The organism is Marinobacter litoralis (assembly GCF_016427555.1).
Classification (GTDB): domain Bacteria; phylum Pseudomonadota; class Gammaproteobacteria; order Pseudomonadales; family Oleiphilaceae; genus Marinobacter; species Marinobacter litoralis_A.
Genome location: NZ_JAELVS010000001.1, coordinates 826214 through 840020, shown reverse-complemented (window position 1 = coordinate 840020; position 13807 = coordinate 826214). Strand labels below are relative to the sequence as shown.

Annotated in this window: 13 protein-coding genes; 8 read left to right on the top strand and 5 right to left on the bottom strand. The window is 55.5% G+C overall.

Translation table 11 applies throughout. From position 1 onward, the window contains the following. The first annotated feature begins 179 nt into the window (after positions 1-179). Complete coding sequence (panP, locus tag JAO79_RS03755) at positions 180-1853, top strand: pyridoxal-dependent aspartate 1-decarboxylase PanP (RefSeq protein WP_199005796.1); 1674 nt, start codon at positions 180-182, stop codon at positions 1851-1853. A 63-nt stretch (positions 1854-1916) separates the two neighbouring features. Here panP and JAO79_RS03750 read toward each other — a convergent pair whose 3' ends face one another. Together JAO79_RS03750 and JAO79_RS03745 are read right to left on the bottom strand one after the other, a co-directional pair. Continuing rightward, positions 1917-2183: a hypothetical protein gene (locus JAO79_RS03750; RefSeq protein ID WP_199005795.1), complete on the bottom strand. Its 267-nt coding sequence runs from the start codon at positions 2181-2183 to the stop codon at positions 1917-1919. Positions 2184-2291: 108 nt separating this feature from the next. After that, positions 2292-3857, bottom strand: coding sequence for an inorganic phosphate transporter (locus JAO79_RS03745; RefSeq protein WP_199005794.1), 1566 nt, complete (start codon positions 3855-3857; stop codon positions 2292-2294). A gap of 193 nt (positions 3858-4050) precedes the next feature. Here JAO79_RS03745 and JAO79_RS03740 point away from each other — a divergent pair, with 193 nt between their 5' ends. From JAO79_RS03740 to JAO79_RS03730, 3 genes are all read left to right on the top strand, one after another. After that, positions 4051-5148 (top strand): GGDEF domain-containing protein, encoded by a 1098-nt coding sequence (locus JAO79_RS03740; RefSeq protein ID WP_199005793.1) that lies wholly within the window; start codon positions 4051-4053, stop codon positions 5146-5148. Between the two features lie 69 nt (positions 5149-5217). After that, entirely contained in the window at positions 5218-5664 is a 447-nt protein-coding gene (locus JAO79_RS03735; RefSeq protein WP_199005792.1) for a flavodoxin, read from the top strand. 106 nt (positions 5665-5770) lie between these two features. Then, positions 5771-8326, top strand: coding sequence for an EAL domain-containing protein (locus tag JAO79_RS03730; protein ID WP_320158936.1), 2556 nt, complete (start codon positions 5771-5773; stop codon positions 8324-8326). Here the strand turns inward: JAO79_RS03730 and tesB are convergent. From tesB to JAO79_RS03715, 3 genes are all read right to left on the bottom strand, one after another. After that, a complete protein-coding gene (tesB, locus tag JAO79_RS03725; RefSeq protein ID WP_199005791.1) occupies positions 8293-9153 on the bottom strand; it encodes an acyl-CoA thioesterase II in 861 nt (286 codons plus the stop codon). The two genes, JAO79_RS03730 and tesB, sit on opposite strands and share 34 nt — an antisense overlap. A 143-nt stretch (positions 9154-9296) precedes the next feature. Continuing rightward, positions 9297-10454 carry an FAD-dependent oxidoreductase gene (locus JAO79_RS03720; protein WP_199005790.1) on the bottom strand — a complete coding sequence of 386 codons (1158 nt, stop codon included), beginning with the start codon at positions 10452-10454 and terminating at the stop codon, positions 9297-9299. A 16-nt stretch (positions 10455-10470) separates the two neighbouring features. Further along, positions 10471-10638, bottom strand: coding sequence for a rubredoxin (locus JAO79_RS03715; protein WP_133007201.1), 168 nt, complete (start codon positions 10636-10638; stop codon positions 10471-10473). Positions 10639-10906: 268 nt separating this feature from the next. Here JAO79_RS03715 and JAO79_RS03710 point away from each other — a divergent pair, with 268 nt between their 5' ends. From JAO79_RS03710 to phoB, 4 genes are all read left to right on the top strand, one after another. Further along, positions 10907-11464 (top strand): hypoxanthine-guanine phosphoribosyltransferase, encoded by a 558-nt coding sequence (locus JAO79_RS03710; RefSeq protein WP_199005789.1) that lies wholly within the window; start codon positions 10907-10909, stop codon positions 11462-11464. Continuing rightward, the gene (locus JAO79_RS03705) at positions 11445-12011 is read left to right on the top strand and encodes a chorismate--pyruvate lyase family protein (protein WP_199005788.1); all 567 of its coding nucleotides are present in this window, start codon (positions 11445-11447) and stop codon (positions 12009-12011) included. The genes JAO79_RS03710 and JAO79_RS03705 overlap by 20 nt, the downstream gene beginning before the upstream one ends. A 67-nt stretch (positions 12012-12078) precedes the next feature. Further along, on the top strand, positions 12079-12963 hold the full coding sequence (ubiA, locus tag JAO79_RS03700) for a 4-hydroxybenzoate octaprenyltransferase (protein ID WP_413785045.1): 885 nt from the start codon (positions 12079-12081) through the stop codon (positions 12961-12963). A 105-nt stretch (positions 12964-13068) separates the two neighbouring features. Next, a complete protein-coding gene (gene phoB / locus JAO79_RS03695) occupies positions 13069-13761 on the top strand; it encodes a phosphate regulon transcriptional regulator PhoB (RefSeq protein WP_199005786.1) in 693 nt (230 codons plus the stop codon). Positions 13762-13807 lie beyond the last annotated feature (46 nt).

Genomic DNA, 13807 nt, shown 5'->3' with positions numbered 1-13807 from the left:
AGAATCCCGAGCGCTGAAGGCATAGCGTCAACGCAGATCAAGCCTTATACTACGGCCCCGCAGGGACATATGACCTACTACCAGACAGGTCAGAAGTACATGTGTCAGGCCAAGCCTGGCCCCCATCCGCAGGGTTTCCGGAACCAACCCTCGGATAATCACTGAAAGTGTGTGGCTCTATGACCGGAAATAAAAAATCCGCCCAAGCCTCAGTCGAGGCCATGTATCGCGTATTTACGGTGCCAGAAGCGCCGGAATCCACGCTGAGCCGCATCGACCAAAACATCTCCCGAAACCTCGCCGGCTTCCTTCAGGAACACATCGTTGCCGTCGAACGGGACCTGTCTGACGTAGAAAAGAACTTCGCCGATTCGGCCATCCCGGAAAAACCCGTATTCGTTTCCGAGCAAGCCCAATTCCTGCTCGACAAACTGGTTGCCAACTCCGTACACACCGCATCCCCGGCCTTCATCGGACACATGACCTCAGCGCTGCCCTACTTCATGCTGCCGCTGTCCAAAATCATGATTGCCCTGAACCAGAACCTGGTCAAAACCGAAACCTCCAAAGCGTTCACGCCGATGGAGCGCCAGGTATTGGGGATGATCCACCGGCTGGTGTACGACCAGGACGGCTCCTTCTACCGGAAATGGATGCACAGCCCCCGCCACTCTCTGGGCGCCATGTGCTCTGGCGGCACCGTAGCCAACCTGACCGCCCTCTGGGTCGCCCGCAACCGGGCTTTCCCGGCCGAAGGCAGCTTCCGCGGCCTGCACGAAGAAGGGCTGTTCAGAGCACTGAAGTACTACGGCTACGAAGGCGCGGCTATCGTGGTTTCAAAGCGCGGGCACTATTCCCTGCGCAAAGCCGCCGATGTACTGGGCCTTGGCCGGGACGCACTGGTTGCGGTCGAAACCGACGATAACAACCGCATCCAGACCGACGCTCTGCGCGACAAGTGCCTAGAACTGCAGAGGCAGAAAATCAAAGTCATGGCAATCTGTGGCGTTGCCGGCACCACCGAAACCGGCAACGTTGACCCTCTCGATGCCATGTCGGATATCGCCCGGGAGTTCGGTGCACATTTCCACGTGGATGCCGCCTGGGGTGGACCAACCCTGTTCTCCCGCAGCTACCGAGGCCTGTTGCGCGGCATCGAAAAAGCCGACTCGGTTACTTTTGACGCCCACAAACAGCTGTACGTACCGATGGGCGTGGGTCTGGTGGTGTTCAAAGACCCCAGCCTCGCCAGTGCGGTTGAACATCACGCGCAATACATTATTCGGAAAGGTTCCCGTGATCTGGGCAGCACCACACTCGAAGGCTCACGCCCGGGCATGTCCATGCTGATCCACTCCGGTCTGAAAATTCTGGCCCGAGAAGGGTATGAAATCCTGATTGATCAGGGCATCGAAAAAGCCAAACTGTTCGCCGACATGATCACCAAGGAAGCGGACTTTGAACTGGTCACCGAGCCCGAACTGAACATCCTGACCTATCGTTACTGCCCGGATATCGTGCAGCAAGCCCTGGCGGTAGCTGATGAGCTGCAAGCCGAGAAAATGAACAGCTGCCTGAACCGGATCACCAAGTTTATTCAGAAAACCCAGCGTGAACACGGTAAAGCTTTCGTTTCCCGAACCCGGCTGGAACCGGCACACTACTACCGTTTTCCTTGCATTGTATTCCGGGTAGTTTTGGCCAACCCTCTGACCACACCGGAAATTCTGGAAGACATTCTCAAAGAACAAAAAGAACTGTCGAGTGCCGAAGGTATCGCCGACGAAATCAACATTCTGCACCAGATGGCGAATGCCGTGCTAAAGCCGGCTCAGGCTAAACTCAAAGGATAGGTATAAAACGAGAAGCTGTCAGGCTATACCTGACAGCCGGTTCCGGACTAACCGGGGAAGGAATCAGTACAGCGCGTCTTCGTCATCCAGCACTTCGTGCAGGATCTCCAGAAACATCTTATCCGCGTCACTCCACGCTTCCGGTATACGGATCGTTGTATTGGCGCTGATCTCCCGAGCGATCAACTCATCAGCATCGGCTTGCCCTTTATAGTTGCGAGCAATATCCACCGACTTAACCGCAATGGTCGGATCACTCAGAACTTTCTTGATGAAAACTCTCAGCTCACCAATCATTTTCGCCTGATGACTTTCAACAGATGAACTCATTCCTGACTCCCGAAAGTAAATAGCGGCGGAGCATACAAAGCCACTCCGCCAACGTTTCGCCTATAGTATGGCAAAGCGCGGGGCACTAACCAGCCCCTACCTGCCACATCAGACCATCATGCCCCTTAGCGCAAAGAACAGGAAGGCTGCCATCAAGGCAGATGCCGGCACAGTGATGATCCACGCCGCTGCGATACGGGTCAGATGCGACCGCTTCACCATTTCTTCTTTGTAGATCTTCTTCAGACGCTTACGCTCGGATTTGGACAACGGCACCTGCTGCTTCTTCTTTTTCGCGCGCTTTAGCAGGCTTTCCATCTCTTCCAGCGTGGCATTGCGGAAGTCATCCAGAAACGGCTTCAGGCGCTCCTGATCGGCCGGCTCGTGGGCTTCGATAATCTTGTGCAATTGAGACGCATAATTGGACTTCAGGTATTCCCGCAAGAAGCCCACCCCGAAGACACCACCGATAGCAATATGGGTCGAGCTGACTGGAAGCCCCAACTGGGAAGCCAAAATCACCGTCAGCGCAGCAGATAACGCAATACAGAAGGCACGGGTCTTGTCGAGTTCAGTAATCTCGCTACCCACGGTCTTGATCAGACGGGGGCCGAACAGCATCAAACCGACCGAAAGCCCGAGCGCACCCACCAGCATCACCCAAAGCGGAATGCTGGCCGACGTTACTACGCCACCACCGGCCTGAATGGCATCGTTAATGGCGGCCAGCGGACCAATCGCATTGGCCACATCGTTGGCCCCGTGGGCGAAGCTGAGCAAGGCAGCGGCACAAATCAGTGGCCAGGTGAACAGCGTATTCACACCATCAGTGCTGTTCTCCATGGTCGCCGCACGGCGGCTCACCAGATTACGCATGGCAAAGAAAACGGCGGCGGCCACCGCCAGGCCGATCAAAGACGCATCAATAATATCGACCTTTACAATTTTCTTGACGCCTTTGACCATCAGATACGTGGTGAAGGCCCACGCCATGATCGAAACCAGCCAGGGGACAAACGTGCGCGCTGACGACACCAGATTCTGGCGATACAGCACGGTTTTATTAATGAGGAACAAAAACAGCGCCGCTAAAAGCCCACCCAGCACCGGCGAAATCACCCAGCTGGCGGCTATTTTGCCCATCACCGCCCAATCCGCGATCTGCCAGCCACCGGCCGCGATACCCGCGCCCAGAACACCACCAACAATCGAGTGCGTGGTGGACACCGGAGCGCCCATCCAGGTGGCAAGATTCAACCAGAGCGCACCTGCCAATAACGCCGCGGTCATCAGCCAGACAAAAGAACGAGGATCGTCCAGCGTGGTCGGATCAATGATACCGCCCTTGATCGTGGACACCACATCACCACCGGCAATCAGAGCACCCGCCGCTTCAAAAATAGCGGCCAGAATAACCGCTGCCCCCAGTGATAACGCACCGGAGCCCACCGCAGGGCCCACATTATTGGCCACATCGTTGGCCCCAATGTTGATGGCCATATAACCACCGATTACGGCGGCCGCCATCAGCAACATGCCGTTCGGCAGATCATGACTGAACGACCCAACCAACAACCAGATACCGAGCAGGAAAAGCAAACTTAAGCCCACGCGGTACCTTTCGGTGGTTGGGCTGCTGAGAAGGTTATCCAGATAACCGCTGGAACTAGCCATAAGCGCTGTGCTCTCTTTATCGTTAACCATTATGAGTTTGACAGATCGTCGGGCGCGCACTATAAAATTTTTGCCCAAAAAATGAAACAAAAGTGCGATTCCGGTCACCCTTCACATTGTAGCCAAGTTCACCTCCAATCTTTGGCAATTTTGGCGCATACTGGCGAAAAATGTGTCAAAAAGAACAACACAAATGCCTGAAAATCTAACCCTTAGCCAAGCTCTATATACGGAGCACGAGGACCAACAGGTTTCTCGTCTGCTGACGGCTGTGTCGATTGTGGCTTTAGTGTGTTTGTTCAGCATTGGCACCAAGGCGTGGTATTCAGGTAACCAGACCCACGGCATTGTTCTCTGGCTATTTAACCTCCCCATTATCGCCAACATGATCTGGTTCGCACGCACCAAGAACCGAAATACTCAGAAAGCGGGGCTGATCATCCTCGTTGTACTGTTACTCTTTTACCTGATTGCCTCCGGGGGGGAGAGCAGTACCGGCCCGCTCTGGTTTTACGCATTGCCGCCGCTGCTGTTTTACCTGACCAGCCTGAAAACCGGCACCGCCATTCTGCTGTTCTGTTATTTGGCGGCGGTCATCGTTTTTCAGTTTCCGGATTTATCCTGGGTGTCTGCACAATACAGTGTAGACTTCAAAATCCGCTTCTTCGTGACACTGACACTGGAATCCATTTTCTGTTTTGTTCTAGAAACGACCCGACAATCTGCCCGCAATAAATTAGTCAGCTTCGCCCGGGCGCACGAGCATGCCGCCCGGACAGACGAATTGACCGGACTGGCCAACCGGCGAGAAATGCTGAATCGATTGAACGCCGAATTTTTACGCTACCAACGAGCCGGCCATCACTTTTCCATCGCCCTGATCGATCTGGATTTGTTCAAGCAGGTCAACGACACTTTCGGCCATGACGCCGGCGACCTGGTCTTGCAGCGCTTTGCCGAGATCACGCTTGGGGTCACACGCCAAACTGACCTTGCCGCCCGCTGGGGAGGCGAAGAGTTCATGTTGTTGTTACCGGACACCACCTTGCTTCAGGCCCTCGCTCTTGCAGAGCGGCTGAGATCCGAGATCGCAAACACCTCGTTCACCCATAATGGTGTCTCGATACCGGTAACACTCAGTGCCGGCGTTTGCTCAATCTCAAACGCATCCTCAGTCAATGAGCTGCTCAAACAAGCCGATGTCCAACTCTATACCGCCAAGGGCAGCGGCAGAAATCAGATATCACCTCGCGTTCGCAGCCAAAACACAACCCTGGCACCCTCAACTTGAGCGCAACCTTCACGGCCGCTATGATCTCGCCAGCAAATATGACCCACACTCTCAGGCAAAGGCAGAATCATGGCAGCAATCCGCATCCTAACCGGCAGCGTCTACGGCGGGGCGTTACAGACAGCCAAGACCATCAAGACCACACTGGAATCAGAGGGGTACAAAGTTTCCGTGCTGGAAAACCCCAGTCTTGAAGACATGACCGCCAATGACGATGCCCTTTTGGTTTGCACCTCGACCACCGGACAAGGCGAGCTGCCTCCCAACCTGCTGCCGTTCTATATCGAACTGAAAGACCAGCTACCGCAGCAACCCGGTCGGCCTTTTGGCGTTATCGTTCTCGGCGACAGTTCCTACGGTGACACCTTCTGTGGTGCCGGCGAATTGATGGAAGAAGCGCTGTACGAGACATGTGCGCGCAAGGTTGGTGACACGCTTAAAATCGATGCACTGGAAACAATTGAGCCGGAAACCGAAGCCCTGGAATGGGCCAGGCAATGGGTAACACAAATCTGATGGATTTTCGGACCGGCATCAAATCACTACACTTTCTGCCTTGAGCCACCCTGCGCTAGCGTTCATACTCGATGCACAACGAAAATAATGATAAGAGCAGCAACGCGTGAAATTACCGAACTCGGCAAAATGTTTGGCCATTCTGCTGTTAATGCTGGGAACCTGGTCTTCGGCATTCGCAGCCAAAGCGCCTTATATTCCGGAGATGGACTACGTACGACTGGCACCGGACGCCGAGGTTACCGCCGCAGACATTCTTGCAACAGGGCGCTGGCAGCGGTTGCCGGAAGAAACCGCCAACTTTGGCTACACGCAGGACCAGATTTGGCTTCGGTTTACAATTTCCAGGCCCGCCAGCGACCAACTGGTCGAAATCAGCTACCCCGCCCTCGACCACATAGATCTGTACGTTTTTGAAGACGGCGAGCTAATCCAGCAGGAAAGCACCGGTGACCAGCAATTGTTCTCCGAACGAGCGGTACAGCACCCGCTATTCCTGTTTCCACTTCATCTTCAAGCCGACGGCCATTACCACATTCTGGTCCGGGCGCAGACGCAAGGGGCCATGCAAATCCCTCTCAAACTGTGGGATCGCCAGCAATACTTCGAACACGCGTCCATTGAAACCCAGATGCACGCGGGCTATTACGGCATACTGCTAACCGTCATTTGCTTCAACTTGTTTGTTTTTCTCGCCCTGCGCGAACCAGTTTACTTGCTGTATGTGCTATCAACGTTAGGCTACCTGATCCTGATTGCCAGTCTGAACGGCAGCACCTACCAACTGCTGTGGCCCAACAGCCCGGACATACAGGGCGTTGCCATGGCGGTGGTTGTGCCGCTTGCCGTTGCCTTCTCCTCCATGTTCTCAGCTGTATTTCTGCGGCTTAAACAATCAAGCCCGTTCCTGAACCGAATTCTGATGCTGGTCATCAGCCTGAATCTCGGACTGGCTGTGTACAGTTTATTTGGCGATTACAGCACGGCCATTCGGCTGGATGTGGCCTTTGCAATCCCCAGCTGCCTGTTCCTGACCATTCTCGGGCCGATTCAGTGGTACAAAGGCAATCCGCAAGCCTCTTACTACACGCTGGCCTGGGGCGCCCTCACTCTGGGCAGCGCTATTACCGGCGCGAATAAAATGGGGTTCATCCCCAACAGCTTTCTCACCGCCTATGGCATGCAAATCGGCTCGGTTCTGGAAGCCATGCTGCTGAACCTTGCTTTGGCCTCTCGGCTCTACCATGAGCGGCAAGATAAGCTGACCGCCAGAGATGCGGAAATCAAGGCTCTGGAAGCCCGGCGCTCGGCGGAGCTGAAGCTGATGGATCAAGCCCTTCACTATCCGCTAACCGGGCTGCCAAACCGCAGCAGTTTCGAAATGCTGCTGAACGAGCTGATCCACAGCAACCCCAGCAAACGGTATGGGGTTGTGTTGCTGCACCTCAACAATCTGGACCCGGTCACCAAGACCTTGGGCCATCGAAATACCGATGCCATCCTGATGAGAGCATCGAAGCATTTCAATGCCGTGGCGCGCGAAGTGCCCGGTGCGCAAATACTTGAGACCAGCAGTAACACCAACTTTTACCTGGCACACTTCGATCCACAAACCTTCGCCTGCATCGTCGATGCCAACCAATCCGCAGCAACCCAGCGAAAGTTGATCCAGAGCCTGGACGAGATTCGATGGCCAGTTGAGTTTCACGGCATGGAAGTGCCACTCGAGCCTCGCATTGGCATCGCGGTGCACCCGGAAAACGGCAACGATGCCAATACGCTCATCCGCCGGGCAGCCATTGCCGAAGGCTCAGGCCGCGCCATCGAGCGCGGTTTGGCCTTCTATAAACCGTCCCGTGACTCCTACAGCGCCGACCGGCTGACACTTGTTTCAGAACTGCGCCATGCTATCGATAACGATGAGCTGGCGCTGTATTTACAGCCAAAACTTGCCTTGAAAACCCGTGAGATCGTCGGTTTTGAAGCGCTGCTGCGCTGGCGGGGACGGGAACAAAGCGTATTCGCCGATGAGATTATTGCCGTCGCAGAACAGAGCGGCCTGATCAAGCCGTTGACGCGTTGGGTGATATCCGAAGCGTTAAAGATACGGGGCAGACTTGTCGAACTTGGCAATCAGGTCAGCATCGCAGTGAACATTTCACCGAATAACCTGCGGGAGCCGGATTTTGCGTTGTTCGTACGGCAGCAGATGCAGAACAACCCGTCGCACCACGGCGCGATTATTTTCGAAGTCACCGAAACCTCAATGATGCAGGACCCGGCCAACTCTCTGAAAGCGCTGAATTCGCTCTATCAGGCCGGCATTCCGTTATCCATCGACGATTTCGGCTCAGGCTACTCGTCGCTGTCGTATATCAAACAGTTGCCAGCCAATGAAATTAAAATCGACCGCTCACTGATCACTGACTTATCGGAGCGCAACGAAGACCGGGTGATCGTACAAACCACCATCAGCATGTGCCATAACCTGGGCTACACCGTGGTGGCGGAAGGGGTCGAGGACGAAGCCACGCTGGACTTACTGGCCGAAATGGGCTGCGACCAGGTTCAGGGCTATTTCCTGACCCGGCCTTTGCCGTTTGACGAGATTGTTGAATGGTTAGCCGATCAGCCTTGCCGGTCGCGGATCAGCGCTTCCTGAGTGGTGGACGCCACAAGCACCCCGTCCCGGGTGTAGAAATTACCGCGATTGAAACCACGGCCACCCGAAGAGCTTGGGCTGTCTTTGTCGTATAGCAGCCACTCATTCATCCGAAATTCCCGGTGAAACCAGATCGAATGGTCAAGGCTCGCCACCTGCATGTTCCTGTTCATGAACGAACGTCCATGAGGGGCCATAGAGGTGCCCAGAAAACTGAAATCCGAGGCATAAGTGAGCAGACAGCGATGCAATACCGGATCGTCCGGCAGAGGGCCAGCGGCCCGGAACCAGTTTTGCCGGTATGGCGGCCGTTTCTGAGGGTTGAACGGATCATCCGGATTGACCGGGCGTATTTCAATGGGGCGATCACGAGTAAACATATCACGCAGTTTTTCCGGCAGCTGATCGGCAATCAATTTGCCAAGATCCTGTTCGGAACGCAGCGTCTCCGGCGCGGGTGCATCCGGCATTTCGAACTGGTGGCTCAATCCTTCTTCAGCGGTCTGAAACGACATGGAGCCGGTCAGAATCTCTTTTCCGTCCTGGCGGGCAATCACCCGACGCACAGCAAAAGAACCGCCATCCCGCACTCGCTGCACTTCGTAGTCGATGGGCATGCGGTGGTTGCCTGGGCGTAGGAAATACGCGTGCAAAGAGTGGCACAGCCGGTCTTCAACAGTGCGGCTGGCAGCCATCAACGCCTGCCCCAGCACCTGTCCGCCAAAAACATGGGGAAACCCCAAGTCTTCGCTGTCGCCTTGGAAATGGTCGTCTCCGATCGGAGATAAATCCAGCAATTCGACCAGTTTTTTGGTTACTTCCAGCATGCCCGCTCCTGTCACATCGTTCTAGAGCTTTTCGTAGCTCTTTAGCTTACGAATAGTTTTCTACCTCAGGCGCGGGCTTTACGCAATGGAAATCGGGAAAAGAAGTGCTCCGGCGCTGCCCCATTACCCGGGCAAGCGTTCATCTATTCCTGATGGATAGGCGGCACCTGTTTCGCCAACGCCTGCTTCTCAACAGCAAACCTGCCGGTCACCGCAAATCCAAGAATGTCGCCCGAGGGAGCTGTGAACACGGCTTTCACATCGGAACCATCTTGCTCGATCTGCCACTCACCTTCTGCGTCTTTTGGTGGCGGGCACACCGCCGTTGGGCAGCAGGGTGTTTTAATCATAATCGGCATGGTGCCGTAACGTACTTCTGTGCGCTGGCCCGTCAAGGTTTTCGCTAACGCCCGCGCGCTTGCCATCAACGGCAGCACGTACAGTAAAACCTGGCCATCTACTTCGGCACAGTCTCCCAGCGCAAACACGTTCTCTGCCGACGTTTCCAGCGCACGATTCACCACGATGCCGCGGCCAATATTCAGACCGGCCGTTTTCGCCAATTCAACACGCGGACGAAGGCCCACGGCCGAAACCACCAGATCCGCGTCCAACTGCTCTCCGTTGCCAAGCGTCAGGCGAACGCCCTGCCCTTGCCGGTCCACGCGCTCAACCACAGTTCCCAAGTGGAACCGTGCACCCAGTTCGGTCAGTTCATGCTGGACTGCTTCTGCCGCTGCCGCAGGCAGTAAACTGGGCATGACGTTCGCATCCGGTGCGATCACATCAACCTCGTAACCGCCATTGCGCAAGTCATTGGCAAACTCGCAACCAATCAACCCTGCCCCCATAATGGCGACGCGCTTGCCGCCATGAAGAGCTTTTCGAAACGCGCGGTAATCAACCAGGTCGTTAATGGAGTAGATATGCTCCTGGCCATCGCCCTCAATGCCCAGGCGAATCACATCCGCGCCCCAGGCCAACACCAATTTGCCATACGCCAACCGCTCATCGCCCAGAACCAGCTCCTGACGCGGGGTATCAATTCCTGTCACAGTCGTAAACGTACGCACGGTGACGTTCAGCTGCTCTGACATGGCCGCCGTTTCAGCCTGAGCCAGACCTTCGGCATCTTTGCCTTTGGTGAACCCCGTGGAGAGCATCGGTTTGGAATAACTCACGCCGTCATCCGCGGTGATCATAATGACTGGCGTTTCTTTATCGAGCTTGCGCAGCTCCTTCACCAACGAATAGCCGGCGAGTCCGGTTCCGACGACGACAATGGGCGCTTGGTGTGACATGGCTGTGCTCCGTTTATCAGCTGATTTCGATCATCTCGAAGTCTTCCTTACCCACGCCGCAGTCCGGGCACTCCCAATCTTCTGGCACGTCTTCCCAAAGCGTGCCGGGCTCGATACCGTCTTCCGGCCAGCCTTCCGCTTCATCGTAAATCAGCCCACAAACCACACACTGCCACTTTTTCATGATCGCTCCTCAATCAAACCACTTAAAATTTGTCCGACAATACAGCAATAGCTCAAAATTTCAAGAGAACGGGCTACCCGGCACTGTCTCGAACTAAAAACAGCCGTCATCATAACCGCCTCGCCCCCACCGACCAATGGCGGATGCTAAGGGCTCAGCCACTTTACCGGCCAATAGCTGAAATTACACATATCGATCATGGCATCCGCACTCCCTTCGGGCCTCTGGGTTCGGTATAATCTGCCGTTTTGAGACAGGACCGACCGTTATGACCGATACCGTCGCCGAAATGAACCAAGTCATGGCTGAAGCTGACTGCCTGGTAAATGACCAGCAAGTCAGTGCAGCGATCGACAAAATGGCGAATGAGATTACTGATCGCCTGAAAGACAACAACCCGCTGTTGTTTTGTGTCATGAATGGTGGCCTTATCCTGACAGGCCAATTGCTGCCCAGGCTTAAATTTCCCGTTCAAGCCGAGTATCTGCACGCCACGCGCTACCGGCAGGAAACCACCGGCGGCATTCTGGAATGGAAGCTTCAACCCGAAGCCGACATGAAAGACCGCACCGTGCTGATTGTTGATGACATTCTGGACGAAGGCACCACCCTGTGTGCGATCGCCGATTACTGCAAAGCGCACGGCGCTCGGGAAGTTCTGACCGCCGTATTGGTCGATAAAGATCACAACCGTAAGGCTAAGCCCGATCTGAAGGCCGATTTCACTGGCCTGTCTGTCGAAGACCGCTTTCTGTTCGGCTACGGCATGGATTACAAAGGGTACTGGCGAAACGCCCCCGGTATTTATGCTGTCAAAGGACTTTGATTCAGCACCCGGCCTAACCATCCCCCCTACCCATTGGTATCGATCACTGGCGGCTGCCGGACTCCATAACCCGGACGTTCATGGCCCGGCCCGCCATTGGCTACAGGTGGAAGGTTCGTTTACCAAAGCGCTGCAGAAAAAATGCCGCTCAAGCTTTCAGGTAGACGTCATCCGGGAAGGGTTTGCCGAGCCGTCTGACGAAGAAGCCCGGCGCCTATCCATTCCCCGCCGGCAAAAAGCCTGGATCCGGGAAGTCCAGCTGTGCGGTGATGGCCACCCCTGGGTGCTCGCCCGCACCATCATTCCCGTCAGCTGCCTTGAAGGCCGTGGCCGCCGACTGCTGAACCTTGGCAACAAACCCTTGGGCGCGTATCTGTTCAGCAGTCCGGATTGGGAGCGCGGCCCGCTGGAAACCGGGCTCTGCCAAACGGAACTCGAAAACCAGCCTCAACTCGCCCGCCGCTCGCTTTTCCACTGCGGCCAAACGGCACTCATGGTCTGCGAGTTTCTTTTACCTGCCCTGTATAACACCGATCCTTCGCTTTAACCCGCATCGTTGTGGTGGCTATAATCAGGCCTTCACCCCTACGCCCGACGAACGGATGATCACCACCATGTTGCAAAATGCTCTGCCTGAGCACGTTCAAGCGCGCTTGACCGATTACGCCAAGCTACTTCGTATCGATCGCCCTATCGGCACCTTATTGTTGTTGTGGCCAACCTATTGGGCCTTGTGGCTGGCTGGCGAGGGCAGCCCGTCAGTCGCCAACATTATTATATTTACCCTCGGTGTTTTCATGATGCGGGCTGCCGGTTGTGCAATTAACGACTTTGCCGACCGGGAATGGGACCGGCACGTGGAACGCACTCAGGACCGCCCCCTGACAACAGGTCGCATTCAAGCCTGGGAGGCCGTGGCGTTGTTCGGCGGCTTGTGCCTGGTTTCCTTCCTGATGGTGGTGCTGTTCACCAATTCGCTCACCTTGTACCTGTCATTTGGCGGCGCGATTCTGGCGTTCATCTATCCGTTCATGAAGCGTTATACCCACCTTCCCCAGCTCTTTCTTGGCGCGGCGTTCAGTTGGGCTATCCCGATGGCCTGGGCCGCCGAAGCCAACGAGCTCAGCCAGCTCACCTGGCTGTTGTTCACAGCCAACGTGCTCTGGACCGTCGCCTACGACACGTTTTACGCCATGGTGGATCGCGATGACGACCTGAAGGTGGGCATAAAATCGACCGCGGTTCTGTTCGGGGATGCCGACCGCGCCATTCTTGGCGTGCTTCAGACTCTGGTGGTTATGGTGTTGATTCTGGTTGGCCAACAGGCCGGCCTCGGCAGCTTCTATTATTTGGGTTTGGTGGCCATGGCCTGTTTGTTCGTTTATCAACAATATCTGGCGAAAGATCGCGCCCGGGACGGATGTTTCAAGGCGTTTCTGAATAACAACTGGGCCGGGCTGGCGGTTTTCGCCGGGTTGATTCTGGATCTCGCGTTGTAACCATCATCGCCTGTCATAAACTTGTAACCAAAGCACGCTGTAATGGGTCGGTAACAATTCCGGGAGCAACGAAAGGACTCCCCTGCTTGATACAGGTTGAAGCTCATGATTGGAAAAACTGTGCTGATTGTTGACGACGAAGCGTCAATCCGAGAAATGATTGCCGTCGCGCTGGAGATGGCCGACTACAATTGCCTGGAGGCTGCCGATGCCCTCGAAGCGCATACCCTGATCGTCGATAAGCAGCCCGACTTGGTTTTGTTGGACTGGATGCTGCCCGGCACCAGCGGCGTAGAACTTGCCCGACGCCTGAAAAAGGACGAGGCCACCGCTGACATTCCTATTATCATGCTCACGGCGAAAGTCGAGGAAGACAACAAAATCCAGGGGCTCGAAGTCGGTGCGGACGACTACATTACCAAGCCCTTCAGTCCCCGGGAGCTGGTGGCTCGCCTTAAGGCCGTGTTGCGCCGGGCTACCCCTGCGGGTGTGGACAGCCCGATTGATGTTGAGGGCCTGATACTGGATCCGGTCAGCCACCGGGTTTCGACACCGTCCGGCCCCCTCAACATCGGGCCAACCGAGTACCGCTTACTCCAGTTTTTCATGACCCATCAGGAGCGGGTTTATACCCGTACCCAACTGTTGGATCAGGTATGGGGTGGCAACGTCTACGTGGAGGAGCGCACAGTGGATGTCCACATCCGACGGTTACGTAAAGCTCTGGGCTCTGACTACGATCATCTGGTTCAAACCGTTCGCGGCGCGGGCTACCGTTTTTCAACCAAAGCGGCCTGACGCGTGCCACTTTTTCAATTCTCAGAAGCGCCACGGCCAGGCGGGT

Excerpts from the sequence above, each read along its gene's own strand:
- panP (WP_199005796.1), top strand. The coding sequence starts at position 180 with ATGACCGGAAATAAAAAATCCGCCCAAGCCTCAGTCGAGGCCATGTAT.
- JAO79_RS03750 (WP_199005795.1), bottom strand. The coding sequence starts at position 2,183 with ATGAGTTCATCTGTTGAAAGTCATCAGGCGAAAATGATTGGTGAGCTG.
- JAO79_RS03745 (WP_199005794.1), bottom strand. The coding sequence starts at position 3,857 with ATGGCTAGTTCCAGCGGTTATCTGGATAACCTTCTCAGCAGCCCAACC.
- JAO79_RS03740 (WP_199005793.1), top strand. The coding sequence starts at position 4,051 with ATGCCTGAAAATCTAACCCTTAGCCAAGCTCTATATACGGAGCACGAG.
- JAO79_RS03735 (WP_199005792.1), top strand. The coding sequence starts at position 5,218 with ATGGCAGCAATCCGCATCCTAACCGGCAGCGTCTACGGCGGGGCGTTA.
- tesB (WP_199005791.1), bottom strand. The coding sequence starts at position 9,153 with ATGCTGGAAGTAACCAAAAAACTGGTCGAATTGCTGGATTTATCTCCG.
- JAO79_RS03720 (WP_199005790.1), bottom strand. The coding sequence starts at position 10,454 with ATGTCACACCAAGCGCCCATTGTCGTCGTCGGAACCGGACTCGCCGGC.
- JAO79_RS03715 (WP_133007201.1), bottom strand. The coding sequence starts at position 10,638 with ATGAAAAAGTGGCAGTGTGTGGTTTGTGGGCTGATTTACGATGAAGCG.
- JAO79_RS03710 (WP_199005789.1), top strand. The coding sequence starts at position 10,907 with ATGACCGATACCGTCGCCGAAATGAACCAAGTCATGGCTGAAGCTGAC.
- JAO79_RS03705 (WP_199005788.1), top strand. The coding sequence starts at position 11,445 with ATGCTGTCAAAGGACTTTGATTCAGCACCCGGCCTAACCATCCCCCCT.
- ubiA (WP_413785045.1), top strand. The coding sequence starts at position 12,079 with ATGTTGCAAAATGCTCTGCCTGAGCACGTTCAAGCGCGCTTGACCGAT.
- phoB (WP_199005786.1), top strand. The coding sequence starts at position 13,069 with ATGATTGGAAAAACTGTGCTGATTGTTGACGACGAAGCGTCAATCCGA.